21 protein-coding genes and 1 tRNA gene are annotated in these 25,072 nt (G+C 40.7%); 13 read left to right on the top strand and 9 right to left on the bottom strand.

Annotated features, from left to right (window positions below; all coding sequences use genetic code 11):
* Window positions 1–88: 88 nt before the first annotated feature.
* The 3 genes from umuD to AC21OG_RS00745 all read left to right on the top strand — a co-directional run bounded on the left by umuD (window position 89) and on the right by AC21OG_RS00745 (window position 3,291).
* Window positions 89–547, top strand: coding sequence for a translesion error-prone DNA polymerase V autoproteolytic subunit (umuD, locus tag AC21OG_RS00755; protein ID WP_487377061.1), 459 nt, complete (start codon window positions 89–91; stop codon window positions 545–547).
* 349 nt (window positions 548–896) lie between these two features.
* Window positions 897–2,201, top strand: a complete 1,305-nt coding sequence (umuC, locus tag AC21OG_RS00750) for a translesion error-prone DNA polymerase V subunit UmuC (RefSeq protein WP_487377060.1) — start codon at window positions 897–899, stop codon at window positions 2,199–2,201.
* A gap of 736 nt (window positions 2,202–2,937) precedes the next feature.
* On the top strand, window positions 2,938–3,291 hold the full coding sequence (locus AC21OG_RS00745) for a hypothetical protein (protein WP_487377058.1): 354 nt from the start codon (window positions 2,938–2,940) through the stop codon (window positions 3,289–3,291).
* 355 nt (window positions 3,292–3,646) lie between these two features.
* On the opposite strand, the gene AC21OG_RS00740 is transcribed toward AC21OG_RS00745, so the two are convergent.
* Both AC21OG_RS00740 and AC21OG_RS00735 read right to left on the bottom strand, forming a co-directional pair.
* The gene (locus AC21OG_RS00740) at window positions 3,647–4,468 is read right to left on the bottom strand and encodes a leucine-rich repeat domain-containing protein (RefSeq protein ID WP_487377057.1); all 822 of its coding nucleotides are present in this window, start codon (window positions 4,466–4,468) and stop codon (window positions 3,647–3,649) included.
* 501 nt (window positions 4,469–4,969) lie between these two features.
* A complete protein-coding gene (locus AC21OG_RS00735; protein WP_487377055.1) occupies window positions 4,970–5,371 on the bottom strand; it encodes a DUF3293 domain-containing protein in 402 nt (133 codons plus the stop codon).
* A 466-nt stretch (window positions 5,372–5,837) separates the two neighbouring features.
* On the opposite strand from AC21OG_RS00735, the gene AC21OG_RS00730 reads away from it, so the two are divergent.
* Together AC21OG_RS00730 and AC21OG_RS00725 are read left to right on the top strand one after the other, a co-directional pair.
* Complete coding sequence (locus AC21OG_RS00730) at window positions 5,838–6,674, top strand: PP2C family protein-serine/threonine phosphatase (protein ID WP_487377054.1); 837 nt, start codon at window positions 5,838–5,840, stop codon at window positions 6,672–6,674.
* 204 nt (window positions 6,675–6,878) lie between these two features.
* On the top strand, window positions 6,879–7,904 hold the full coding sequence (locus tag AC21OG_RS00725; RefSeq protein WP_487377052.1) for a PD-(D/E)XK nuclease family protein: 1,026 nt from the start codon (window positions 6,879–6,881) through the stop codon (window positions 7,902–7,904).
* Window positions 7,905–8,597: 693 nt separating this feature from the next.
* Here AC21OG_RS00725 and AC21OG_RS00720 read toward each other — a convergent pair.
* From AC21OG_RS00720 to AC21OG_RS00695, 6 genes are all read right to left on the bottom strand, one after another.
* The gene (locus tag AC21OG_RS00720; protein ID WP_487377050.1) at window positions 8,598–9,866 is read right to left on the bottom strand and encodes an ABC transporter substrate-binding protein; all 1,269 of its coding nucleotides are present in this window, start codon (window positions 9,864–9,866) and stop codon (window positions 8,598–8,600) included.
* A 236-nt stretch (window positions 9,867–10,102) separates the two neighbouring features.
* Window positions 10,103–12,094, bottom strand: coding sequence for an AMP-dependent synthetase/ligase (locus AC21OG_RS00715; protein WP_487377048.1), 1,992 nt, complete (start codon window positions 12,092–12,094; stop codon window positions 10,103–10,105).
* Between the two features lie 5 nt (window positions 12,095–12,099).
* Window positions 12,100–12,948 (bottom strand): ABC transporter ATP-binding protein, encoded by an 849-nt coding sequence (locus tag AC21OG_RS00710; protein WP_487377046.1) that lies wholly within the window; start codon window positions 12,946–12,948, stop codon window positions 12,100–12,102.
* Window positions 12,948–13,715 carry an ABC transporter ATP-binding protein gene (locus tag AC21OG_RS00705; RefSeq protein WP_486547976.1) on the bottom strand — a complete coding sequence of 256 codons (768 nt, stop codon included), beginning with the start codon at window positions 13,713–13,715 and terminating at the stop codon, window positions 12,948–12,950. Before AC21OG_RS00705 ends, AC21OG_RS00710 begins: the two co-directional genes overlap by 1 nt.
* Window positions 13,712–14,809, bottom strand: a complete 1,098-nt coding sequence (locus AC21OG_RS00700) for a branched-chain amino acid ABC transporter permease (protein ID WP_487377044.1) — start codon at window positions 14,807–14,809, stop codon at window positions 13,712–13,714. The genes AC21OG_RS00705 and AC21OG_RS00700 overlap by 4 nt, the downstream gene beginning before the upstream one ends.
* Window positions 14,810–14,899: 90 nt before the next feature.
* Window positions 14,900–15,778 (bottom strand): branched-chain amino acid ABC transporter permease, encoded by an 879-nt coding sequence (locus tag AC21OG_RS00695; protein WP_486547978.1) that lies wholly within the window; start codon window positions 15,776–15,778, stop codon window positions 14,900–14,902.
* Window positions 15,779–16,129: 351 nt separating this feature from the next.
* Between AC21OG_RS00695 and AC21OG_RS00690 the strand changes: the two genes are divergently transcribed.
* Complete coding sequence (locus AC21OG_RS00690) at window positions 16,130–16,222, top strand: helix-turn-helix domain-containing protein (protein ID WP_491185064.1); 93 nt, start codon at window positions 16,130–16,132, stop codon at window positions 16,220–16,222.
* Window positions 16,223–16,458: 236 nt separating this feature from the next.
* Here the strand turns inward: AC21OG_RS00690 and AC21OG_RS00685 are convergent.
* Window positions 16,459–16,535, bottom strand: a tRNA-Val gene (locus AC21OG_RS00685).
* Between the two features lie 388 nt (window positions 16,536–16,923).
* On the opposite strand from AC21OG_RS00685, the gene AC21OG_RS00680 reads away from it, so the two are divergent.
* From AC21OG_RS00680 to AC21OG_RS00650, 7 genes are all read left to right on the top strand, one after another.
* Complete coding sequence (locus AC21OG_RS00680) at window positions 16,924–18,264, top strand: short-chain fatty acid transporter (RefSeq protein ID WP_487377042.1); 1,341 nt, start codon at window positions 16,924–16,926, stop codon at window positions 18,262–18,264.
* A 310-nt stretch (window positions 18,265–18,574) separates the two neighbouring features.
* On the top strand, window positions 18,575–19,276 hold the full coding sequence (locus tag AC21OG_RS00675; protein WP_487377041.1) for a CoA transferase subunit A: 702 nt from the start codon (window positions 18,575–18,577) through the stop codon (window positions 19,274–19,276).
* A gap of 168 nt (window positions 19,277–19,444) precedes the next feature.
* The gene (locus tag AC21OG_RS00670) at window positions 19,445–20,089 is read left to right on the top strand and encodes a CoA transferase subunit B (RefSeq protein ID WP_487377039.1); all 645 of its coding nucleotides are present in this window, start codon (window positions 19,445–19,447) and stop codon (window positions 20,087–20,089) included.
* A gap of 317 nt (window positions 20,090–20,406) precedes the next feature.
* Complete coding sequence (locus AC21OG_RS00665) at window positions 20,407–21,207, top strand: 3-hydroxybutyrate dehydrogenase (RefSeq protein WP_487377154.1); 801 nt, start codon at window positions 20,407–20,409, stop codon at window positions 21,205–21,207.
* A 296-nt stretch (window positions 21,208–21,503) separates the two neighbouring features.
* On the top strand, window positions 21,504–22,796 hold the full coding sequence (gene apbC, locus AC21OG_RS00660) for an iron-sulfur cluster carrier protein ApbC (protein ID WP_487377038.1): 1,293 nt from the start codon (window positions 21,504–21,506) through the stop codon (window positions 22,794–22,796).
* A 577-nt stretch (window positions 22,797–23,373) separates the two neighbouring features.
* The gene (gene dcd, locus AC21OG_RS00655; RefSeq protein ID WP_486546371.1) at window positions 23,374–23,949 is read left to right on the top strand and encodes a dCTP deaminase; all 576 of its coding nucleotides are present in this window, start codon (window positions 23,374–23,376) and stop codon (window positions 23,947–23,949) included.
* Between the two features lie 439 nt (window positions 23,950–24,388).
* Complete coding sequence (locus AC21OG_RS00650; protein WP_487377037.1) at window positions 24,389–25,069, top strand: NADH-quinone oxidoreductase subunit A; 681 nt, start codon at window positions 24,389–24,391, stop codon at window positions 25,067–25,069.
* Window positions 25,070–25,072: the final 3 nt, after the last annotated feature.

Here is a 25,072-nt window from a genome sequence, read left to right as displayed (position 1 = left end):
TTATGTGTAAAATGAGATAAGGTGTTTAAAATCGGTAATAAGTTAAAATTCGTGGTCTAGGTCGTTTTGAATTGGGTTGTATATCTTTATGAAAACAAAAGTACTTGGTAAGCTTCATCCTGCAAGTTTCAGTCCACTACCTTATTTTATTGAAAAAGTGCCAGCAGGGTTTCCGTCACCCGCTGCAGGTTATGTTGAAGCCAGCATTGACCTTAATGAGCTGTGCATCAGCCATCCCAATGCGACATTTTTGGTACGGGCAGGCGGGCTATCTATGATCGACGCCGGTATTTACCCTGAAGATTTATTGGTGGTGGATCGCAGTTTAGAGCCTCAGCACTGTGACATTATTGTCTGTGCTCTCAATGGCGAATTTACGGTGAAGGAGCTTTGCTTGGAGCCAACCCCAAAGTTGGTGGCGTACAACAAAGACTTTCACGATATCCTCCTAGATGACGACACTGACTTTGAAGTGTTTGGCGTTGTCATCAATATTATCCGAGAGGTGAAACGTGGTCGGGGTCAAAGCCGTCGCCCAAATTTTTAAGTTGCCCACGCCTCTTTTACTAGTTAGCTAGATACTTTTTCATTCTACAGGCTTTCTATTTTAAGGCTTTCTAATTAAGAAACACTGTTATAACAAACAATACAATGACTAACGTTAGACACTCATTTGTCTTTATTGTGATAACACGGTTTATAACCCTTTTGACTAAAACTAAGCCCAAAACTAAAATTAAAGCGACATCAAACGTCGTCAATTCGCTTTAAAGACTATTATTTTATAACCTCTCTCTGTTATCTTTAACCTGTGCTTACAGCGCTTAGTAGTGAGCGTAGTGAGCATCGTCTTTCCAATTCACCTTAACCTGAACGAGATATACTGGGATATTCCCATGTACGCCTTAATAGATTGCAACAGTTTTTACGCCTCCTGTGAAAAGCTTTTTCGCCCCGATCTAAAACATAAGCCAGTGGTTGTATTGTCTAATAATGATGGCTGCGTTGTCGCTCGATCAGCAGAAGCGAAAGCACTAGGTATCAAGATGGGAGTGCCCTTCTTTAAGGTCGAAGACTTCTGCAAGCAACATAACATTGAAGTATTTAGCTCAAACTACGCCTTGTATGCCGATATGTCGCATCGGGTCATGAGTACCTTAGAATCGCTGTGTCCCACGGTAGAGGTTTACTCAATCGACGAGGCTTTTTTGTACCTTGCCGATTATCCAGTAGCCATGCAGGATTTAGACGCTTATGCCAAAAAGATTAAACAAATTGTTGAAATGTATACAGGTATCCCTGTCGGTGTTGGGATAGGGGAGACCAAGACACTGGCAAAACTGGCCAATCATGCCACCAAGCAATATCCAGCTACCGAGGGTGTTTGTGTGTTAACCAACCCAAGGTGGATGCGCAGATTAATGCAAATTACCGATGTCAGCGAAGTATGGGGGGTCGGGCGCCGCTATAAAAAGCGACTGAATGCGCTCGGTATCGACACCGTCTATCAACTGGCAATTTGTGAACCGGGTAAAATTCGCCAGCATTTTGGCGTAGTACTGGAGCGTACCTGTCTAGAGCTCAATGGGCAGTCATGTCTCGGTATCGAGCAGGTCGAACCTAAGCAACAAATTCTCTCCTCACGCTCCTTTTCGAATCGAGTTACCTGCCAGCAAGACTTAGAGCAGGCCATATGCGGTCATGCGTCCAAGGCCGCCAGTAAGCTGCGCGCGCAACAAAGTGTCTGTAGCTTTATGACCGTCTTTGCCAAAAATAGCCCCTTTAATACCACAGAGCGCTACACCCCAATATCCGGTCAATATCAATTTATCACGCCCACTGCTGATACTCGAGTGATGGTGGCTGCTGCGCGTAAGGTGCTCAATCATATCTACAAACAAGATGTTCGGTATGCCAAGGCTGGCGTGATGCTATCGGGTATTTGCCAGCACGATGAGGTGCAGCTTGATTTGTTCACCGCTTCTGGGCAAGATAATGATGGCCAACTTGAGCAAAAACAAACCGCATTAATGGCCGTTATGGATGAGCTGAACCACAAGTTCAAACAGGATCATTATCAGCAAAATACCTTATTTATCGCCAGTGAGGGTATTAAAAAGGAACAGACGTGGCAGATGAATCGCAAACTATTAAGCCCGTGTTATACGACACGAGTAAAAGATTTAGTAGTGGTGAAGTAGGTGGTGAAGTAGGGGGTTTTATTTGTAGAAGAGCATCACTCAAAGACTAAACGGCATACCATACAAGCTGAGTAGCTCAACCCGCTTTGCGCTACTATCTTGGGTGGCACAAGGGTGACGCTAATAGCCACTGCCGTTCCTGCTATCGCGATACCGGCATTGGCTAAGCGCCCCCACCTTGTGCTGCCCCAAGTATAACCGCTGCAATCGGGGCTAAACCGCTCATCACATAAGCCCTAGCAATAATATCAAAGCTTAAACAAACATCTGTCATTTGACACACGTTGATTGATAGTATTAATTTATAAGTATTACCTGTCACGTTCTACCAAATCTAGCCCAAATCTAGAAAGCTACCTATAGCCATTAAGACTAGGGCGTGTGGAACATTCGCAAATTAGCACTGCTGATAGCTAAAATCGTTCCAGACTAGGCGCAAACTGACGCTAATGTCTAGACCTTGGGTAGGTTTGTAACAACGTCTGGGGCAATTTTAGTATCAGCCCTGAGAACGGATTAAGAAAAGCACTGCTTTGGCCGTTCGCAAGGCGAGAGCTATGCCCGAGTAAGGGCGGGACTCTTTTTTGCCAATATATGGCGGCTTTTAAAAATTTAGGGTTCTAACTTAGAATGACTAAGCGTCATAAATTTCACTGCATATTGACTAAAAATAGTCTCCGCCAGTGCCATGGTCGAATGTTCCACACGCCCTAATAACTAATAAAGAGAGGACGATATGGGAGTTGTCAATGACCGCTATAAAAGCCAAATTGAACATAGTGTGCTACTAAACGGCGATCCACTCGACAATCATGAGATAGTGGGGGATAGATTAGTTATTAAGCCGCAAAGTTACTCTAGGCCTACCATTAGTGACTCTGAAAAAGAAACGATACTCAAGGAGTTGGCAGAAGACCTAAAACATTATGGTCTTAATGTTATACATTTAGACGAAAAGCTCATCAAGGTAGAAGCAGGTGACTTTGAGCTAACGGTACCAAAAAGCCTTGTGGTGCCCTACGATGATGCGATTTTCGCCAGTATTTTAAAGCATCAGCAAGCGCATTATAGTCGAAAAGCGGGTAGGTAATGGGTTGGGAGGTTAATTAGTCATTTTTATTAAGTGGTAATTTTATATGTATGCATGTTTTTGTCCACATCTGATGACGTCCGGTGATCCATATAATTCCTAGTTGGTGTTGGAATTTGCAATAAATGGACCTTTTTAATTAGCTCTTTGCTTAACCTTTATTTTTAGACCAAGACTGTAATAAAGAGACAAAGGAATCGGCCGTCTGTATTTATTTTCTCCAATTCTTTGATTTACCGTGATATGAATAGAACGTTCACCCTGCATGCCCATATTAATAAAGAAAGCTCCTAGTTATAAGAAGCTTTCTTTATTAAAAGTATTATATGCAACTGTTAATCAATATTAGATGCTCTTATTCATCATAATGACTAATAAACCCTTTAACGGCAGGGGATACCTCTAGTAACGAGCTTTCTTGAACTTTTAAATGCTCTAATGAATTCAATTTAGCCAAACTGTCTGGTAAGGATTTCAAACCATTTTCATATAATGTTAAGCTAGTTAATGCTGGCAGGTTGCCGAAGGACTCGGGTAGTCTATCAAATAGTGAAGCTCTTATATCAATATGCTCAAGGTTAGATAGTTTATCGAAATCCTCAGGAAGATATTTCAATGGATTCACACAAAAGGTGATACTTCTAAGCTGTTTTAACTGAGTAAATGATTCAGGTAATTCTTTAACCTGAGTACCTCTCATATCAATCAGTCTTAGAGACGATAACTGACCTATATCGTCTGGTAGTTTTTTAAGCGTACTCGACATTATATAAAGCTCTTTAAGGTTTTTTAATTTACAGACGGAATCAGGTATAACTTCAAATGATGTTTTAAGAAATACCAATGTTTTTAAACCATCTAATTCTTCAAAACCTTGTGGAAGGTTATTAGCACCGATTAATCTTAAATATCTTAAGTTTTTAAGGTTTTTAATTGCTTCAGGTAGGGAGGTTAAAGCCTTACGAGACTCTGTTTCAATAAAACCACCGTTACCGTCCGATACGTATGTAGAAGAGCTACAAAATGAGATATCAAGCTCTTTAAGCTCGATTAGTGATTTAGCATCTCGAGGAATCTGAGATTCAGGTATATTATTGACGTCAGCCCACTCCCATATTTCTTTCATCCAAGTTTGAGTTTTGGTGTTATCAATGTCATTTGTGATGTTCGTATTCATAAGATTACCTTTGACGTTTTAAATGAGGTGATTGTATTTAGAGTGCCAATGTATTTATTGATGCGGAATCATGTTAAATACAGTAATAAAAAGAAAGGTAAGCCAAGCAGATTTTATGGTTTAGGAATTTAATTAGATATTGTTGATAAAGTTTGGTTTGTTTTAGAAAGGCATGCGTGTGCATATGTCCTGCCACTCTAGGATAAAAGTGGTTTGACAATAAGTTGGATTGCGTACTTACAGATTGGATGATAAAGGGGAGTGGACGAAATTTAGACATAAAAAATCTCCTAGTGCTCTGTCTGTGCCAAATTGAAACGACACAGTCACCTTACAGAGCAAAAAGGAGTTGTGCGTTTTACCAGTCTTTGTTTTACATCGCGCTGGAAGTAGCCATAAACCCACGATGTATTCTTAAATTATCAGATGTATTGATTTGTGTCAAAGTTATTTTTTATAAATTTTTTTGTAGCTTAAGACAATTTTAATATTTTTAGATGTTTAATCTGAAAATACTAATTCAGCTAGACCATTATGATTGACGTACACTACTGCATTTTGTTTAAATCGATTGCATAATGCTAAACAAGTAGTCTTATCGACAGGATAAGCAAAATAACTCTCTTCTCTCCATTTACCATCAAGGCTTTCACCATACCCATCAATTACTTTCAATCCTAAACTTAATAGATAGGATTTTAATGACTCATTGGCTTGATTGTTTTCCGTATGGCTTCTTACTTTCCCATATGGATTCCATGCAGTGATAAATATTCCCCCTAGAGCATTATAGGGCGAAAATAACTCTGTGGCATCTTTAGATATCTTACCTATATTTAAGGTAACGTCAGGAAAGCAGTAATTTGTCTGTTCATAAGCTTGTAAAAGTGATTGATTTAGCATAATTTATTTATCAGTTTAAGTGATGGTTAGTCCTATTGAGTATAATATAAAATTAAGAAGTAATAAAAATTTTTCAGCAATAATAATTTTGTTCATAATAATTCCTAAATACGATTAATATCTGCTATAGATTAAGATAGTTAAAGCTTTCTACTATAAAATATTCAACCCTTCATCATTCCGATCATCTCTTAGATCAGAATTAATCCAAGAGTCATACTAGATAGTACACCCAATACGAAGCTGATTCAAAACCTCAAGCAAACGCGCCTCACTCATATCACAAAAAGAGCGGACGTTGTCATATGTCCGCTCCTCTACAAAAGCTGAAAAAAAGTATGGCTAAGTTATTAAAGGGAATTATCAATTGAGGTTATGAGAGAATTAAATATCAACACCAACCTAGAAAATATTCTTAGAGGCAGCAGGCTATAATTGAAGTCATAGACATTAGATGGGTGCTTTTATGAAAGCTCATTCGGGTTGCACACAAATTGTAGGTCAGGCTTGTGCTTTATCGTTTCAGGGTAATGCCAGTAATAACCGTCAACAAGATGCGTTCTTCTTTGTTGACGACTATTATCAAGAAACCCTGGGCATGACAGAAGTAACGCCTGTTCGGCTACCTTTATATTTGGCTGTATCTGATGGCGTTTCTAGCTCTAATTATTCGCAATATTGTTCTAAAGCCGTCGTAAAAGCTATCAAAACCTTGATTGATAGACTACAACCACTTACTACTGCCAATATACATAACGTGATTAACGAGACTAAGCACAGTGTTAAACGTTACGGCGCTGCGTCAACGCTGGCGCTGCTTGAAGTGAGTAATGAGAAAGGAATAACTGAAGGCAAAATAACGCATGTTGGTGATAGCCGTGTATATAGACTTGCAAAAGGGTCGACACGTTGGGAGTGTCTAACTCGAGATCAAAATCTACTCAATGAGTTGATCGATGAGCAAATGCAAGCAAAAGGTAGGCAAGCCCAGATGTCAGATTATAATAAAACCGGTATGGCTGTCATGTTATATAGCATCACTGAATATTTTAGCTTATCTACCAAAGATGAGTTTAATGCTGAGGCACCACAGAGTGAAGTGAGCACAATAAATATTGAGTCGGGCGATAGCTTAGTCATTTGCACAGATGGTATCCATGACTTAGTGCCCAGTAGTGACTGGACGTTAATTGATGAACATACAGATTTGCAGGATTGGTTAAAGGTTTTAAAGACGCAAGTTTACCAGTCAGAGGGAAATGCTTATGACAATGCTACTGCAATAGTAGTGCGTTTTGAGTAAATCCATTATTCATCAATACTATTTAAAGATTCAAGGCTATTTAAAGACTAATGACACTTTATTTTCCTGTAAAGCGAGCATGAAATGCCCATACACCCCATCGCGAATTATAACAAATCCGAACGCCTATTTGCTTTATATCAATGTCTGCCACGTAGTAAAGAGCAGGCCATATCACTGACAGAGTTATAAGGAAATTATATTGTGAACACACCTAACTTATTTACATTCGCAACATCAGAGCTATCACAAGATGCTTTTATTTGCTGGCTATTATCTTGGGCCAAACATGAATACAAAGCGAGCACTGATACGCATAAAGCGCTTCATAATATCGCAATAGATGTTTTAACAATGTTTTTTAAAAAAGCAGGTATAAAAATGCCTAGTAGCATTGATACTATCGAAATAAAACGTCAAGTAAAACACATTGATGTTTTATGTGTTATTAACGATTCCTATGCGGTACTTATCGAAGATAAGGTAGGCACAATTCAGCATTCAGATCAGCTCATTAGGTATAAAAAATATCTTATGACGAATCATTCCAAAATATTTACAGAAGATAAAATAATTGCAATTTATTTACAAACACATGATCAAAGTAACTACAACAACGCAATTAAGGATGGCTTTCATCCTATTTTAAGAAAAGATTTTCTTCAAGTATTTGATAAAGCCAATAATGATATTGCAAGACAAAGTGATATCTATGCTAATTATTACGACTACCTTCAATCAATAGAAACAGCCGTACAAAGCTTTAGAACAACACCAGTTGCTCAATGGAAACGTCGAGGATGGATAGGTTTTTTTCAATATCTTCAAAATCAATTAGGAGAAGGTAGTTGGAAGTATGTCGCTAATCCAACTGGTGGATTTATGGGGTTTTGGGGATTAGGTCGCACAGTCAATGGTATAAGAGTTTATCTTCAATTAGAACAAAGTAATGTCTGTTTTAAAATGACTGTGCTAGAAGACAGTAACTATAAGAAGGTTAGAAACAAGCTACATAAAATTTTTATTAATGAAGCTGAGAGTTTTGGTCTAAAAGTTAAAAAACCCCAAAAATTTGGTAGTGGTAAGACGATGACTTTCGCTGTGCTCGAAACGGATTTTTTTAACAGTATTGATGAGCCTATAGACTTAGAGTTGGCTGTTGAGTTAATGAATCAACTGCGTACTTTTATTAGTCATTGTACTGACGTTTATGAAGCAAGTATCGTTTAAATAGATAATTTATATTTTTTAGTGGTAGTCGTGGTATCGCTCATGATTATATTAAGTTATTTGAGCCTGAAATGAAAAAAATCTTTGATAACTATATTAAAGAGCGTGGTTTCGATACTCCATCAAATTAGGTTTTTTATGAAAATCTGTTGCTATAAAAAGTTGTTCAAACAATCATATTGATAATTGATCGTCTTTAATATGCCAAAACATTAAGAAATCATGTCGTTTAGTCCAAGCTTTTGAGGTTTAGATAATAAAATAAAGTCTCTATCCAAAAGATAAAGACTTTAGTAACGGTATACGCTTTAGGGCGTGTGGAACATTCGCAAATTAGCACTGCTGATAGCTAAAATTGTTCCAGACTAGGCGCAAACCGACGCTAATGTCTAGACCTTAGCTAGGGTTGCAATAACGTCTGGGGCGATTTTAGCATCAGCCCTGAGAACGGATTAAGCAAAGCACTGCTTTGCCCGTTCGCAAGGTGAGAGCTATGCTCGAGTGAGGGCGGGACTCTTTTTTGCCAATATATTGCCTAGCATTTTAAAAGCTGTTCTAGCTTAGAATGACTAAGCGTCCAAAATTTCACTGCATATTGCCTAAAAAATAGTCTCCGCCAGTGCCATGGTCGAATGTTCCACACGCCCTAGTATGATCATATAAAAGACCATTCGTTAATGGGCTTTCCCCAAATTATTGGATAACTTTTGCAATGGTATTCCATTGACCGTTTTGTACTTGAGATAAGTAGGTATCTTTGGTCGCAACATGATTGTCAGGACTCATTTTAAACGTAACACCTGTCACATCATCGGTAAAATTAACAGTTTCAAGCCCAGCGTTTAAGCTATCGGCATTGAGATCAGGTCCAGCAGCTTCTAACCCCTCTACCAATGAACGAGCCGCTAAATAGCCTAGCATTGAGCCTGAAGAGGGTGCTTCCCCATTGACTTTGGTGTAATTATCTACCCAAGCTTTAGTAGCAGGGTTATCCATACGGGTATTTATATCCTCCCAATAAGAAACGGTATATAATCCTTCTGAAGCTCCGCCTGGTGCTGCGGCTACTGTCGAATGAAAACTTGAGACTGGAGCGATAAAGTCAACATTGTCCCAGCCCATTGCTTTTGCTTTACCAACCACACCTATCGTTGAGCGAACACCTAAAGCAGTTGCCACAAGACCACATTCTGCATCTTTTAATCGTGCTAAAGTGCCGGAGAAGTCTGTCTCATCAGGACGATGCGAGGTCGCTTCTAACATCGTGACATCTGGGTTCTCAGTGGCAATATCGATGACAGCTTGATGGGTCTCTTCACCAAAGTCAGAAGGTATATACATGACGCATAATTTGGTAATATTATCTTTATCAATGAGGTGATTCATACCTGCTTTCATAGAGTCATAATAGGTAGAGCCTATCGTATAGCGCCGATTGAAAGGGCCTTCAGTTTGCATCGATTTGGCAAAGGTAAGCGGTAACACATTTGGCACATTAGCTCGATCCATAATAGGTAAGGCGGCTAGATTCTGCGGCGTACCTAAGCTCATTAACATGGCAAAAACCTTATCACGGTTTACCAGTTTATTGGTAGCTTGTACCGCTTTTGGTACTTGATAGCCATGGTCTTCTACCACGTAGCGAATTTTTCGACCATGCACGCCGCCTTTGGCGTTAATCTCTTCAAAATATTGATTGGCGCTAGTGACCGCTGGGGCAGAAAACACGGCGAAGATGCCTGATAAATCATGTACTCCACCAATAACGATTTCATCATCAGTTACCCCTTGAACGGGCATATCACTGGTCGTAGCCAATGTCTTGTTTCCGGCTTCGGCCGTTTTATTGGTTTCAGTAGTGGCACTGGTTTCTGTTGAATTACTTTCAGGTTGCGAGCACCCTGAAAGTCCAGCCATAGTGATAGCCAATGTAATTAGTGTAACTTTAAAGCGTCCTTTCATGGTAACTCTCCTTGCGATCCTATCGCTTAGTAAATAATGTAAATACTACAAACTGTTAGTACTACAAAAACTATATTAGTCATTTTAGGGGTATATTTTGACTCTTATACATGTACTATGGTGTCCTCCTTACTAACCATACAAATAAATAATCTTTACTTGGTTTCATTGTCTTACAAAAAATTGTCGTACAACTATATGAGACTGATTATAAAACCGATGACTTCATAAACAGACTAATACATGGCGTCAATTAAGGCATGATGCCTCTTTTCGACAAAACTGCGTTTGAGCTTCATAGTGGCTGTAAGCTCCTCATCTTCAGCCGTCAATAGAACATCTATAAGACGGAAATATTTAATTTGTTCTACTGTGGCAAAGGACTGATTGGTATTTTGAACGATGTCATTTATCAAGTCCACGACTTCAGGGGCATGGCATAGTGACTTAAAATCAGAGAACGCCACTTGATTGTCTTGAGCGAACTTTTCAACATTTTCTTGATCAATCATGATAAGACAAGTCAGATATTTGCGCTTATCGCCAATGACAACTGCATCTGATATATAAGGTGAAAACTTAAGCTTGCTCTCAATGACGGCAGGGGTTATGTTTTTACCGCCAGCGGTAATAATAATGTCTTTAATACGACCTGTAATATAGAGATAACCCTCTTTTAGTTCTCCCATATCGCCAGTATGCAACCAATCGTCTCGTATATCTTCGGCAGTTTTTTCAGGGTTATTCCAGTATCCACCAAAGACAAGCGGGCCTTTGATTAATATCTCACCATCGTCAGCGATAACCACGTCACAGCCAGGAATGACTTGTCCCACACTACCAAGTCGAATGTTATCTTTATTATTCAAAGAGACTACGCCTGTACTCTCGGTCATCCCATAGCCTTCATAAATAGGTACGCCGATGGCATGAAACCATAAGATAATCTCAGGAGATATAGGTGCAGCACCAGTAACTGCACGGCGAATATTGGACATACCAATGAGTTCACGTATATTTTTTAGAACTAATGTATCCCAGAATTTATATTGCATCGCTAGCGCTAAAGGGGGCGTGTCGCCCGCTATTGTGATGGCAGCATATTTCTGACCAATTGCAATGGCTTTATCAAATGCCCAACCGTTAAATCCACTGGCATCACTTCGCATATTAGTAACGGTAGCGTATATTTTTTCCCACAGTCTAGGTACGGCAGTAAAGGTATGCGGTGAAACCTCTTTTAGGTTATCAAATACCGTTTCGGTACTCTCAGCAAAGTTAACGATACAGCCCCTATGAATAGGGATATCTACCGATACAAGACGCTCTAGAATATGACATAGAGGCAAAAAACAAAGCTGCTCATCAGTAGGGTAAACGGACAGTATAGACTTGGTCGCTTCCATCTCAAAGAGACAATTAGCATGTGTGATAACAGCCCCCTTAGGATTGCCTGTCGTGCCTGAGGTATAAATTAACGTGCGAATGTCACTCGGTACGCTCTGGTCTATCAGCGCATTAAAGCGTGCCTCAGCATTGGGCGCTTGTTGACCCAGTTCAATAAGCGAATCTAAAAACAATACCTTGTCGTCATCTAATGTGCGGAGTCCTTTTTTATCAAATACGATAACTTTTTTAAGGGTAGGCGTCTGTTCACGTACATGTAAGTATTTATGCAATTGCTCGTCATTCTCAACAATTAAAAATTCAGATTTGCTATCATTGATTAGATAAACCAATTGTTCAGGGCTGTCAGTCGTATAAATACCATTTGGGATGCCACCAACCGCGCAAATACCAAGGTCGCAATAGAGCCATTCTTTATTATCTTCACTGAGTATTGAGACCGCGGCGCCTTTAGTAAGGCCTAGTTCAATCAGACCCATGCCGATATCACGAGCGCCGATAAAGTAATCCATCCAACTGCTACTTTGCCAAATACCGAAGGACTTTTCACGATGTGCAGTTTGGGTGTTACGCTCTAAGCAAACCTGTCGCCAAAGCTTAACGACAGTATCACAACCGTTTATAACCGTATCTGAACTATCGTTTGCAAATGAATCGGGTGATATCGTAGCTTTAGCAATGTTTTTTTTAATCCGTACATCTCGGTCGTCTTTTGATAAAGTTGACTGCGATAATGGCTGCTCATTGAAAGCGTTAGACAGTGACATAATTCGTTTAGACGTTTTCAATGTTTTAGGCGGGGGAGTGGTGAGTGTATTCATAATGATTATCGCCAAGTCTTTTTACGTTTAAAACGGACAGCCTGCTCTATCGATTGCTGAGTCTGACCAAGATAGAACTCTTTAATGTCATCTGAGTTCATTAGCTCTGAACTGCTACCCGCCATTACAATGCGACCTGTTTCTAGTACATAGCCAAAATCCGCTGCTTTGAGCGCTACTCGTGCATTCTGCTCTACTAATAAAATAGTCACGCCTTGCTCTTTATTAAGCCTTCTAATAATAGTGAAAATCTCTTGAACCAATAGCGGTGATAATCCAAGTGATGGCTCGTCAAGTAACATGAGCGCAGGCCGAGACATCAAGCCACGTCCAATAGCCAACATCTGCTGTTGACCCCCTGACATAGTGCCAGCAGTTTGAGAACGGCGCTCATATAAAATCGGAAAGTATTCATATATCATCTCGAGATCACGGGCAATCTCATCTTTATCTCGGCGAGTATAAGCGCCCATAATAAGGTTGTCAGCCACACTCAAAAAAGGAAACACTTCACGTCCTTCAGGCACATGGGCAAGACCTCTTTTTACCAAGCGATCAGGCTGAATGCCATCAATACGCTCACCTTGAAACCAGACTGCACCTTTACGTGGGTTTAGAACACCAGATACCGTTTTCATTAAGGTGGTTTTACCCGCCCCATTAGCCCCTAAAATCGTGACAATTTTGCCTTCAGGCACTTCAATATTGACCCCTCTTAAAGCCATCACAGGGCCATACAAGGCTTCAAGATTACGAACCTCAAGCACGTTATTCTTGATTGGCGCATCAATTAAAGGCAACGGTGGTTCAGGTAAATTCGGTGACGTGGCAGATTTGGCTAGCGGTTTTTGCATTAGATATCCTCCGTGCCAAGATATGCTTCAATGACGACGGGATCGGCTTGTACTTCAGCAGCAGTCCCCTGTGATAAGGGTTTACCTTCTGCTACTGCCAAGACTCTATCAGAAACTCGATTTACCAAGCTCATGTCATGCTCTACCATTAAAATTGTTAATCCTAAATCTTTTTGCATATCCTCAATCCACCACGCCATCTCACTTGTTTCCTCAACACTAAGTCCTGAGGCAGGTTCATCCAATAAGATAACCTTAGGATTTGAAGCGAGTGCCCGTGCAATCTCAACCACTTTGCGGATTCCATAAGGCAAGCCTGCAATAAGCTTATCTCGGTATGCCTCTAAACCCAAAAAGTCGATAACTTCTTCAACTGCACGGCGATGGGCCCGTTCGCTACGACGCACACTAGGCAAAAACAATAACTCTTGTAACCAATGGGTGTCTCGGCGTGAGTGACGACCGATCAATAAGTTCTGCAAAACGCTGGAATGGTCAAAAAGTTCAATATTTTGAAAGGTTCTGGCAATGCCAAGCTTAGCAATATCATGAGCGGGTAGTTTGGTAATATCAGTACCGTCGAATATAATGCGGCCCGCGCTAGGCTCATATAACCGACTAATCAAGTTAAAGATAGTAGACTTGCCCGCCCCATTAGGGCCAACTATGGTAAATACTTCGCCCTCTTGTACTTCAAAACTAACATTGTCGACTGCTTTAACACCGCCAAAAGCGATAGAAAGTGACTCTACTTGTAATAGGCTCATCGCATCCGCTCCGTTTTTAGATAGGTCTTAGTACGTCGGAACAAACCTTTACGGTACAAAGGAAACATCTCAAGCCACGTGCGAATCTTGACCCAAATACCATATATGCCTCGAGGCTCATAAATAATAATTACGACAATGACTAAGGCGAATAGGGCAATATCGATACCAGGATACTGCGATAGGTTAATACCTGTTGTTTGGTTAAGAAAATCGCCAGAAATTGAGATAACTTGTGGAAGCAAGACAATGACGATAGCACCAAATATAGCCCCGTGAATGGAGCCAAGACCGCCAATAACCACTTGAAGAAGGAGGGTAATTGATATAAGTACTAAAAAGCTCTCATAGTTAACAGCCTGAACAAAGTGACCATACATAGCGCCTGCGACACCTGTAATGGCACACGATAAGCTAAAGGCAAGGGTCTTAGATCGGGTGACGTTGACGCCAAGGGCTTTGGCTGACACTTCACTATCTCTAATGGCCAAAAATGATCGACCAGTAGGGCTGCGTAGCAAATTAATATAAGCGAAGGTAATGAGAACCACTATGATAAGGCATAGATAATAAAAAGCTCGAGGGGTCGCATAACGGTCAATTTGATAGTCGAAGAATAGGATAGGAGAGGCATATAATCCTGCGACACCCCCTGTTATAGGCTCAGCAATAATAGCCACATCTTCAATAATTATGCTAAGCGCAAGGGTGGCAATCGCTAAATAAATGCCACTCGTTCGCAAAATGGGTCTAGCGATTATTGCACCAATTATTCCTGTAATAAGTGCACAGGCGATCAAGGCAGGTATAAAGTGCCAACCTCGAAGCATTAAGGCCATATGACTAAAGACACCAATGGCCATAAATGCAGCATGGCCTAAGCTTACTTGACCGGTATGACCGATAAGAAGCATTAAACCAAGACCTGCGATAGACCATATAAGAATGGCACTAAGCTCGCTAATATAATAGCTACTGAGCAACCAAGGTGCTGCCATTAGCAATAATAGAAGCGCTATATACTTGAGTCGATGCGCATTGTCTTTAAAGACATTGATGTCTTGATCGTAACTATGCTTAAACTGGGCTTTCATCTAAAATTATCATCCTTGATAATGGGTAGAAATATCCTATGTCTAACTGAACTTTAATAACTATAAGGGTTCAAAAATAACTATACGGGTTCAAACCTTTTTCTGTTTAATTTGCGCGAATATACCACCAGGCCGGAGAATCAATACAATCAGCATAAGCACATAAGGCGCCACTTGACCAAAACCCATAGGCAAATAGCGACTAGCAAAGGGTTCGATAATACCAACCAATAGACCACCAGCTAAAGCGCCGGGTAGCGAGCCAAGCCCGCCAATAACAGCCGCTGCAAAAGCTTTAATGCCAAATAACAGACCAACAGATGGCTCAATAGCTCCTTTTGCCGCAAATAAAACGCCAGCGATAGCCGCAACAATACCGGACAGCGCCCAAACAATACCGTTAATTCGTTTTACAGGAATGCCCATATAGTATGCCGCCATTTGGTTTTGGCTACTGGCTTGCATAGCGATACCTAAGCGGGTATGGGCAAAAAAGAAGTAGAGGACGCTAGTAAGCGCTACCGTTGAGATAATAATGATGACATCGACATAGGCGATAGTTAGTCCCATAAAGCCTAGCATCTTGCCTGAAAAAGGTGTTTCAAGAGAAAGCGGATTATGGCCCCAAATGATGCTGGCTGCAAAGCGCATCAAAAAGCCTAAAGCGATGGTCAGAATAATCATGGCAAATTGCGGCTGACCAAAAATACCACGAAGTATAAAGCGGTCTAATAAGTAGCCGAACAATCCCATAATGAGGGAGGCAAGAGTGATGCCGAGCAAGAAGGGTAAGTTAGCTTCTGAAGCGTTAATAAGAGAGATACCTAAAAAAGCACCTAACATCATCATGTCGCCTTGAGCGAAATTAACAGCTTCTGATGCTTTATAAATGAGTACGAAGCCTAATGCTAATAGCCCATAAATACAGCCGTTAGCAATACCGCTTATAAGCAGTTGCAGGATATCCATAAAATCCCTTTATGTGTTAAGCCGATTACCAATAATCGACCTATATTTGTAACCAACCAGTATCATTGGTTTCTATACCGCAATCCATTTGCTGGCACACTACTACGAAAGTTACGTTATAGTTATTAAACACTATGATATTTTGTTAAATACGACGTTATTTTCTTAACAACTGGTGAATTTGAGTCAACATACCTAAATGTCATCGTTAATATATTTTAATCATAGTAATAAATAGTAACTTTTCGTAGTTTGTATTTACATTACATTAATAAATTAAGGTTGTCCACTAATTGATAGATATCAAATTTCTGTTCAGTAATTACCTAATGGGAACGGGAGTCATCAAGAATCGACTTCGATACTATTGATAGGCTTTGCGCATTTTTAGGGGTGGAAGTAGGTGATATATTTGAGTACGTTGCTGATACTGATGAACAATAATTGAAGTTCTAGAGTAGAGGTCAAAGTTGAGATCTTTATGAGTCACATAATTTAAGGCAGGCACAGCTTGGGCACAATTTGGGCACAAGGACTGTTTGACAATAAATCACATAGACTAGAAGAAGAGGTTGGCATGAATAGAGCAAGAATTGAGCAATGGGTGTAAGCCCTTATAATACGGGCACAAAAAAAGCCCCAATCATAAAGATTGGGGCTTTCTTGTTCTTGCTAAATGCTGGTAGGCGTAACTAGATTCGAACTAGCGACCTCTACCATGTCAAGGTAGCGCTCTAACCAACTGAGCTATACGCCTATTGAGGTGAGGTATTTTAGCAAAATTATGCGGTATTGCAAGCCTTTTTATTGATAAATATAATAATTATAGGCAACTGGCTTGAAATAGCAGTAAATACGTCAGTTGTCACTCACTAAATTATACTTTTTCAATAATTCAAATGGCATGACTGATTGCCGGTACTATAATTTGGTCATTTACGATACCATAGACATTCAAACACTCATAATACCTTTTCTACAAATTAACGTATTCTTCTTAGTCTCGGTTAGGCTCACTAAACCTACTATTGATAGCGTTTGATTTTTTGCATTTGGATCTGCCTTTCTCGATAGGTTAATTTCTAGATTTGGTGTAACTTTACAGTTTGATGGACCAAACATTTCGTAATAATAAGGATGTTATTATGTTTCAATTTATCACGAATGCCAGTGTACAACTGGTCAATCGCTTTTTACCCTCACCTTTCGTCTTCTCAATTGTACTAACCTTTATCGCCTTTGCAGCCGGTATTATTATGACCGGTCAAGATGTCCTGACTATGGCGGGCCATTGGGGCAATGGACTGTGGTCTTTGCACAGTTTTGCGATGCAAATGGCGCTTATATTGGTGACTGGCTACGCGCTTGCTAACGCCCCTATTGTTCAACGGGTGTTAGACGGTATAGCATCAAAGGTAACTTCACCAACCATGGCCATTATGATTTCAACCCTAGTTGGTCTAACTGGCTCATGGATTAACTGGGGTTTTGGCTTGGTCGTGGGCGCGGTATTTGCAAAGTCTTTAGCCAGAAAAGTCCCTAATGTGGATTATCCGCTATTGGTGGCCGCTGCTTATTCAGGATTTGTCATTTGGCATGGCGGCTTTTCCGGATCTATACCTTTGACCCTAAGCACGGGCGGTGAAAATTTGACCACGCTGTCAGGTGGAGTCTTAACAGAAGCGGTGCCCTTGTCACAAACCATATTTGCCTCTTATAACTTAATTATCCTGGCAGCCTTATTTGTCATATTGCCGCTATTAAATCGCTTTATGCATCCCAAAAATCCTACCACGGTAGATCCTGCGTTAATACGGCTTGAAACGTATGAGCTGCCTGAGAGAAATACCCCGGCAAAAAAATTAGACGACAGCCGTATTATAGCGATTGCTTTACTGATATTGGCACTGTTGTATTACATCAATTATGTTAATACTAACGGCTTTGATTTGGGTTTAAATATCGTCATTGGTCTATTCTTATTTATAGGTTTAATGGCACATGGAACGTTGGAGCGCTATTACCGCGCGGTTAAAACTGGGATTAGTGGTATCGCAGGTATTGTACTGTTGTTCCCTTTTTATAGCGGTATCATGGGGATCATGACGGGTGCAAATGCTGATGGTATCTCTATCAGTACTCAAGTGACTCAGTTTTTTGTGAATAATGCGTCAGCCGATAGCTTTCCTATCTTAGCCTTCTTAAGTGCCGGACTGGTGAATATTTTCGTACCATCAGGTGGGGGACAATTTGCCGTACAAGGTCCTGTTATGATGCCAGCAGGTGTCGCACTAGGGGTAAGCCCCAGTATTACGGCGATGGCAATTGCTTGGGGTGATGCTTGGACCAATATGATTCAGCCGTTTTGGGCGTTGCCTTTATTAGGGATCGCAGGGTTAGATGCTAGAGCAATTATGGGCTACTGCTTGATTGTATTAGCCGTCTCAGGGGTCATTATTACCGGTGGCTTTTGGTTATTGGTCTAGCTTGCTAAGCCATGTTAATAATCCAAGCTTAAACGGCCTTCTGATTAAGACACTATACCTCATTCTCAACTCTTAACCTAGGCTATGGCTTTAGCCTAGCATGTTTGATTAAATATCTTTATTTGCTGGGCTAAAAGCACCAGCCTACATTGAATTTTAATAAGTTGAGAGCGGGGTTATTTTTTTAACTACCCATTTAATGATTCAAACAAGTATTGAAAGTTATGTTTGATAAGTTTTCAACACATGCCATAATTAAAAAGGTAGATAAAATATACTCATTCACATTGATTCGAACAGGGAGATTAATATGAGTCAATCAAAAGTTTATGATAGCGCAGCGTCTGCATTAAAGGATATTGTTAAGGACGGCCAAACTTTAGCCATAGGTGGTTTTGGATTGTGCGGAATACCCGAAGCCTTAATTATCGCGTTAAGAGATAGTGGAGCCAAAGAGCTGACCTGTATTAGTAATAACGCTGGCGTCGATGACTTTGGATTAGGATTACTGCTACAAACCCGTCAAATCAAAAAAATGATTTCATCTTATGTGGGTGAGAACAAAGAGTTTGAACGTCAGTATTTGGGCGGTGAACTGGAAGTCGAGTTGACGCCTCAAGGGACACTAGCCGAGAAGTTGCGGGCAGGAGGTGCCGGTATTCCAGCCTTTTATACTGCGACAGGCGTTGGGACGCAAGTGGCCGAAGGCAAAGAAATCCGTGATTTTGAGGGACGAACCTATGTGTTAGAACACTCCCTTACTGCCGATATTGCCCTAGTTAAAGCGCAAAAAGCAGATAAAGCCGGTAATCTAATTTTTAATAAAACTGCCCGTAACTTTAATCCCGACTGTGCGATGGCAGGCAAGATTACGGTGGCAGAAGTGGAAGAGATAGTGGAGATTGGCGAGCTAGATGCTGATGACATTCACTTGCCGGGTATCTTTGTCCAGCGTTTGATTTTAAATACCCATCCTGAAAAGCGTATCGAAAAAGTAACGGTCAAAAAATAGCCAGTTTAAATCAGCAGTCGTTTATATAACTGAGCTTAACTTTTCGTCATTAACTGAAGATAATAATTTACGCCAACAATATAATTTAGTAATTAATGCAACGCCCACAATTTTCGCACGCTGATAATTAATACGAATATAAAGACTAAAAAAATAAGGAGTAATCTCATGGCATGGACAAGAGAGCAAATGGCCCAACGAGCGGCGCAAGAATTACAAGATGGATATTATGTCAATCTAGGTATTGGACTTCCCACATTGGTTGCCAATTATATCCCAAAGGGTATGGACGTTTGGTTGCAATCAGAGAATGGTTTACTGGGCATCGGTGAATTTCCTACGGAAGACAAGGTTGACCCTGATTTAATCAATGCGGGTAAACAAACCGTGACCGCTAAGCCGGGCGCCAGTTTTTTTGGGAGTTCAGATTCCTTTGCCATGATCCGTGGTGGTCATGTCAATTTGGCCATACTTGGGGCGATGGAAGTCTCTGAAACGGGAGATTTAGCCAACTGGATGATACCCGGCAAGATGGTCAAAGGCATGGGCGGTGCGATGGATTTGGTAGCGGGTGTCCAGCGTGTCATTGTGTTGATGGAGCAAATTAATAAACATGGCGAACCAAAAATATTGGCAGAATGTCAGTTGCCTCTGACAGGCAAACAAGTTGTCGATCGTATCATTACCGAAATGGCGGTATTAGATATCACAGATACGGGTCATGGAAAGCGGGTTCTTAAACTGGTGGAGCTTGCAGACGGCGTGAGCTTTGAAGAGCTACAGCGCAACACTCCTGTCACTATTACCCAATAGAATGAGATTCATATAAGTAAGGGAAGTTCACAACATTCCTTAATTTTAACGTTTACTTGAGCTTTTACCTTTACTTGAGCCCTAAAAGGTAGAGCGGTTTAGCCCTGACATGAGCGGTATCCTGCCGAGGACAATGGCGATGCAGACTGTGGCTTGTGGCAGTGTCGAGAATACAGAAATGACTCAAGTCACGGTAGTCTGCACGCCATTGACTCGGTAGATACAAGCGGTTGGCAGGATAAGCTACAAACTCTAAGCTATAAAAAGCCTGATGTGTTACAAATACGGCTACTATAACTATAATAAAGGAAGCAGCGATAATGACTCAATTAAATCAGGATTTGAGCGGTAAAGTAGCGTTAGTAACGGGTTCAGCAAGTGGTATTGGAAGGGATATTGCCGAGATTTACGCAAAGGCCGGTGCAGCAGTGGGTATCGCTGACATCAGCCTTTACGCCGCGCAAAAGGCGGTCGAAGCGATTGAAGCGGCAGGCGGTAAAGCTTTGGCAATTGAGATGGATGTATCGTCTGAGTCAGCGGTCAATGAGGGCGTTAAGGCACTGGTCGATCACTTCGGTGGCATTGATATCTTGGTGTCAAATGCTGGTATTCAGATTATTAATCCCATTCATAAGTTAAGCTTTGAGGATTGGAAAAAGATGCAAGCCATCCATTTGGATGGGGCATTTTTAACCACCAAAGCCGCTCTGCAATATATGTACAAAAATGACAAAGTCGGGACGGTTATCTATACCGGTTCGGTGCATTCTCATGAAGCGTCTTTGTATAAAGCGCCTTATGTCACCGCCAAGCATGGATTGTTAGGACTGTGTAGAGTGCTTGCTAAAGAAGGGGCGGAGCATAATGTGCGTGCTCATGTGATTTGTCCAGGCTTTGTAAAAACACCGTTGGTTGAAAAACAGATACCAGAACAGGCAAAAGAAAAAGGGATATCAGAGGAGGAAGTGGTCAATGATATTATGCTGGTTAATACCGTCGATAAAGAGTTTACCACGACCCAAGATATCGCACAATTGGCCTTGTTTTTAGCGGCATTTCCAACCAATGTGTTTACAGGACAGTCTATTGTGGCCAGCCATGGCTGGTTTATGAATTAATGGCATAGATAAGATTGGTTTAGACCGCTATAAGCGTTCAGTTTATTAGAAGGTTGAGTTGTCAGAATTTGTGGGATATGTGACATAAAGTATCACCGTTAATGTGGTTTTTTTAAAGTCATAAGTCAGTTACACTAGCCTAAGCAATGTTATACATCAGTGAACAACCGATCCCTGACATAAATAAAAAAGATGATATTGAAACCTATGCGCCTATTATCTGGATAGGGTGTTATTGATTGGTGTTATAACAATAAGAAATTAGGTCGTCATGTTTTAGGGTAACAAGGGCTAATATGTTTAACTTTATAAAAAAATCAAACCGTCATAACGATAACAACAGCACCATAAATGCTGATTTAGACCAACTAAAAACAACGATTACGCAAGTATTGGCTAAAAGTAGTCATGGCAATCAACAAAATACTCTGACTGATTTTAAGCGTGCTGGCGAGTCGATAACGATTGATTTGCGATTAAGTGCTGACGCAAATCCTGAGGATATCCATAGACAGCTGGGTCAGTCATTACAACCTTATGGCATTAATGAGGTCAATCTCAATGTTAGTTTGCCACCAAAATCATCTGCAAAAACCATATCCCAGCATGACATGCCAGCGGTCTCCACAAAAGGCTCAGGCAGTAAGCTACCTAAGACCATAGATGCTGCTTCCAAATCTCAAGCTAACCCTCAAGCGAGCTCTCAAGCCAGATCTCAAGCCAGCTCTCAGGCCAAGCCAGAGCCACCAATTACTAAACGAGCACCGACCCAAGCAAGCTTGCAGCCGCATCCGCGTATTAAACACATTATAGTTGTGGCTTCGGGTAAAGGCGGCGTTGGCAAATCAACCACTACGGTTAATATTGCTTTAGCCTTACAAAAGCTCGGTAATCGTGTGGGTGTATTAGATGCTGATATTTATGGTCCCTCTATGCCTAGTATGCTGGGCGTTGAAGGCGTTAAACCACAACTTGAAAACGAGCAGTTTGTACCGATTAACGCACACGGTTTAGCAATGCTCTCTATCGGCAGTTTGTTAGATGGTGATAATACGCCCGTCGCATGGCGTGGACCTAAGGCAACGGGTGCCTTGATGCAGTTATTTAATCAAACCAATTGGCCGATGCTGGATTATCTTGTGATCGATATGCCACCCGGTACCGGTGATATTCAGCTAACGTTGGCTCAGAGAATACCTGTCACAGGGGCAGTCATTGTCACTACGCCGCAGCATATAGCCTTGATGGATGCGCAGAAGGGTATTGAGATGTTTAACAAAACCAGCATTCCTGTTATTGGCGTGGTTGAAAACATGGCGTTACATACCTGCTCTAACTGTGGTCATACCGAAGCCATATTTGGGGAAGGGGGCGGAGATTATATAGCCAAAGAATATCAAGTTCCGCTACTCGGTCAGTTGCCACTAGCGAGTGCCATCCGTGCTCAAGCCGATAAAGGTGAGCCGAGTGTCATTGCCAATAATGGCGCAGGGGACGACTATGCAAGCTTCTATATTGACATTGCTAAAAGAATTGAGGCGAATATCGCCAAGTTTGCCAAAGAACGGGATGATGGACGTATTTTTTAAAAGGTTTAATGATATGTCTTAGCCCTTATCTTTGCTCTTATTCTAGATCTTAATTTAGTTCATCATTTGGTACTTAATTTGGTATTTAATTTGGTAGTTAATTTGGTTATCGGAGTTAACCCCAATGTTTAGTCCGATAACTGTATACCTAAAGACCATAATGCCTAAAGACCATAACTCCGAGTTTATTGCCAGTTTGAGCAATGGATTGGACTATATTCAGGATATATTAAAATTGGAGAGCATACCGTCGTGCTGGATAAGGTAATGGGACTCGCAGAAGACCTCATTGCTAAATGGTAGCATGGTAGCGTTGAAGATAATAACGACCGCTTAATCCAATTCGATAAACACGCTATAAATTAGCGAATTAATCTTCTATAATGTTCTAATTTTCAAACATCGTTGAGATGATTTGTATTCATATAAAATAGTCATATTTTAATTTGCTAAAAAACTTTAAACTAGCAGGCATTATTAATTGAAGCACTCGTTATTTCATTACCACTAGTTTTAATCATCATTAAAAAGATACATTTTTAAACAATAGTTTGAATCTAAATATTAAGGGTATAAAATGTCTATAAAATCTGACCGTTGGATCCGTAAAATGGCTGAAGAGCACGGTATGATCGAACCATTCGAAGCCGGTCAAGTGCGTTTTAATCAGGCAGGTGAAAAGCTGGTCAGTTATGGGACATCAAGCTACGGTTACGATGTACGTTGTGCCCGCGAATTTAAAGTATTTACCAATGTGCATTCTGCTATAGTTGATCCTAAAAACTTTGATGACAATAGCTTCATTGATATTGTTGGTGATGAGTGTATTATCCCTCCCAACTCTTTTGCGTTAGCACGGACGGTTGAGTATTTCAGAATCCCACGTGATGTGTTGACCATCTGCTTAGGTAAGTCAACCTATGCCCGCTGTGGTATAATCGTAAATGTTACCCCGCTAGAGCCGGAGTGGGAAGGACATGTCACTTTAGAGTTTAGTAATACCACTACGTTACCTGCTCGTATTTATGCCGGTGAAGGGGTCGCTCAAATGTTATTCTTCCAAAGTGACGCGGATGATATTTGTGAAACCAGTTATAAAGATCGTGGCGGTAAATATCAAGGTCAAAAAGGGGTCACCTTACCACGTACATAGCATGGTCATTATGCTCTTAACGCCCTTTAAAATAAAACGTATATTAACCGTTTATCTAAAGAGCGATTTGTCTAAAGAGCGATTTGTCTAAAGAGCGATTTGTCTAAAGAGCGATTTGTCTAAAGAGCGATTTGTCTAAAGAGCGATTTGTCTTAAGAGCGATTTGTCTTAAGAGCGATTTGTCTTAAGAGCTATGACTTAGAAACACTTGTATATCAGGTGTTGCCTCAAGAAAATTAAAATGTCAATAAAAAGGTTGAGGGGTATAATGCAGAATAATGACCCTCTCATTCAGTTTTAAACTGGCATTTAATGTTTAAAAAAAGTATAGTAACACCTCGATTTTCCAGCCAATGTATCTTATAAAAAAGCTGCTTTTATCATATTAATAGATATTAATATTGCATCAGCGGGTACTAGCCAGTGAGGAGATTTATAAATGACATCCGCCTTTAATTGGTCAGCGTTAGCCTTCATCTTGGCTGCTATTGGTTTGGTGATATTTATGTTAGCCGTCCCACGCCTATTAGGGGGACGCTCGCAAGGTACAGAAAAAGAAGAAGTATTTGAATCGGGCGTTGTCGGAGCTGGCAATGCCCGAATTCGTTTGTCTGCAAAATTCTATTTAGTGGCTATTTTCTTTGTCATTTTCGATCTTGAAGCTTTATATTTATATGCCTATTCGGTCTCTGTTAGAGAAGTTGGTTGGATTGGGTTTGCCACGGCAGCCGTGTTTATCGGTATTTTATTCGTGGGCTTAGTATATGAGCTTAGCGTCGGTGCTATGAATTGGGCACCTTCTGATAAACGCCGTAAAAAAGAGCGATTAACACAAGCGCCAGCTGGGTTTAATCTGGCCAGTATTACTAAATTTGACGGCATTGACGAGTTGCACACTGACCCTACCGGTAAAGTACCGGCTCAATCATCGGGTCAAGTTAATGTATCTAATGATATCGAAGTCAACAAACGCCAACTTGCTAAAATTGATCACAATATCAATATTTCTGGTAATGTGACGACGGTCGATTTTGCAAATGATTCGCCAGGCTTACCCTCTGACAACCATTCTTACAACTTATCAAAACAATCATCTACCCATAATAAATCGTCATCTTAAGGG

It is taken from the genome of Psychrobacter sp. CX5 (genome assembly GCF_057621535.2).
This window is presented reverse-complemented; position numbering and strand designations above follow the sequence as displayed.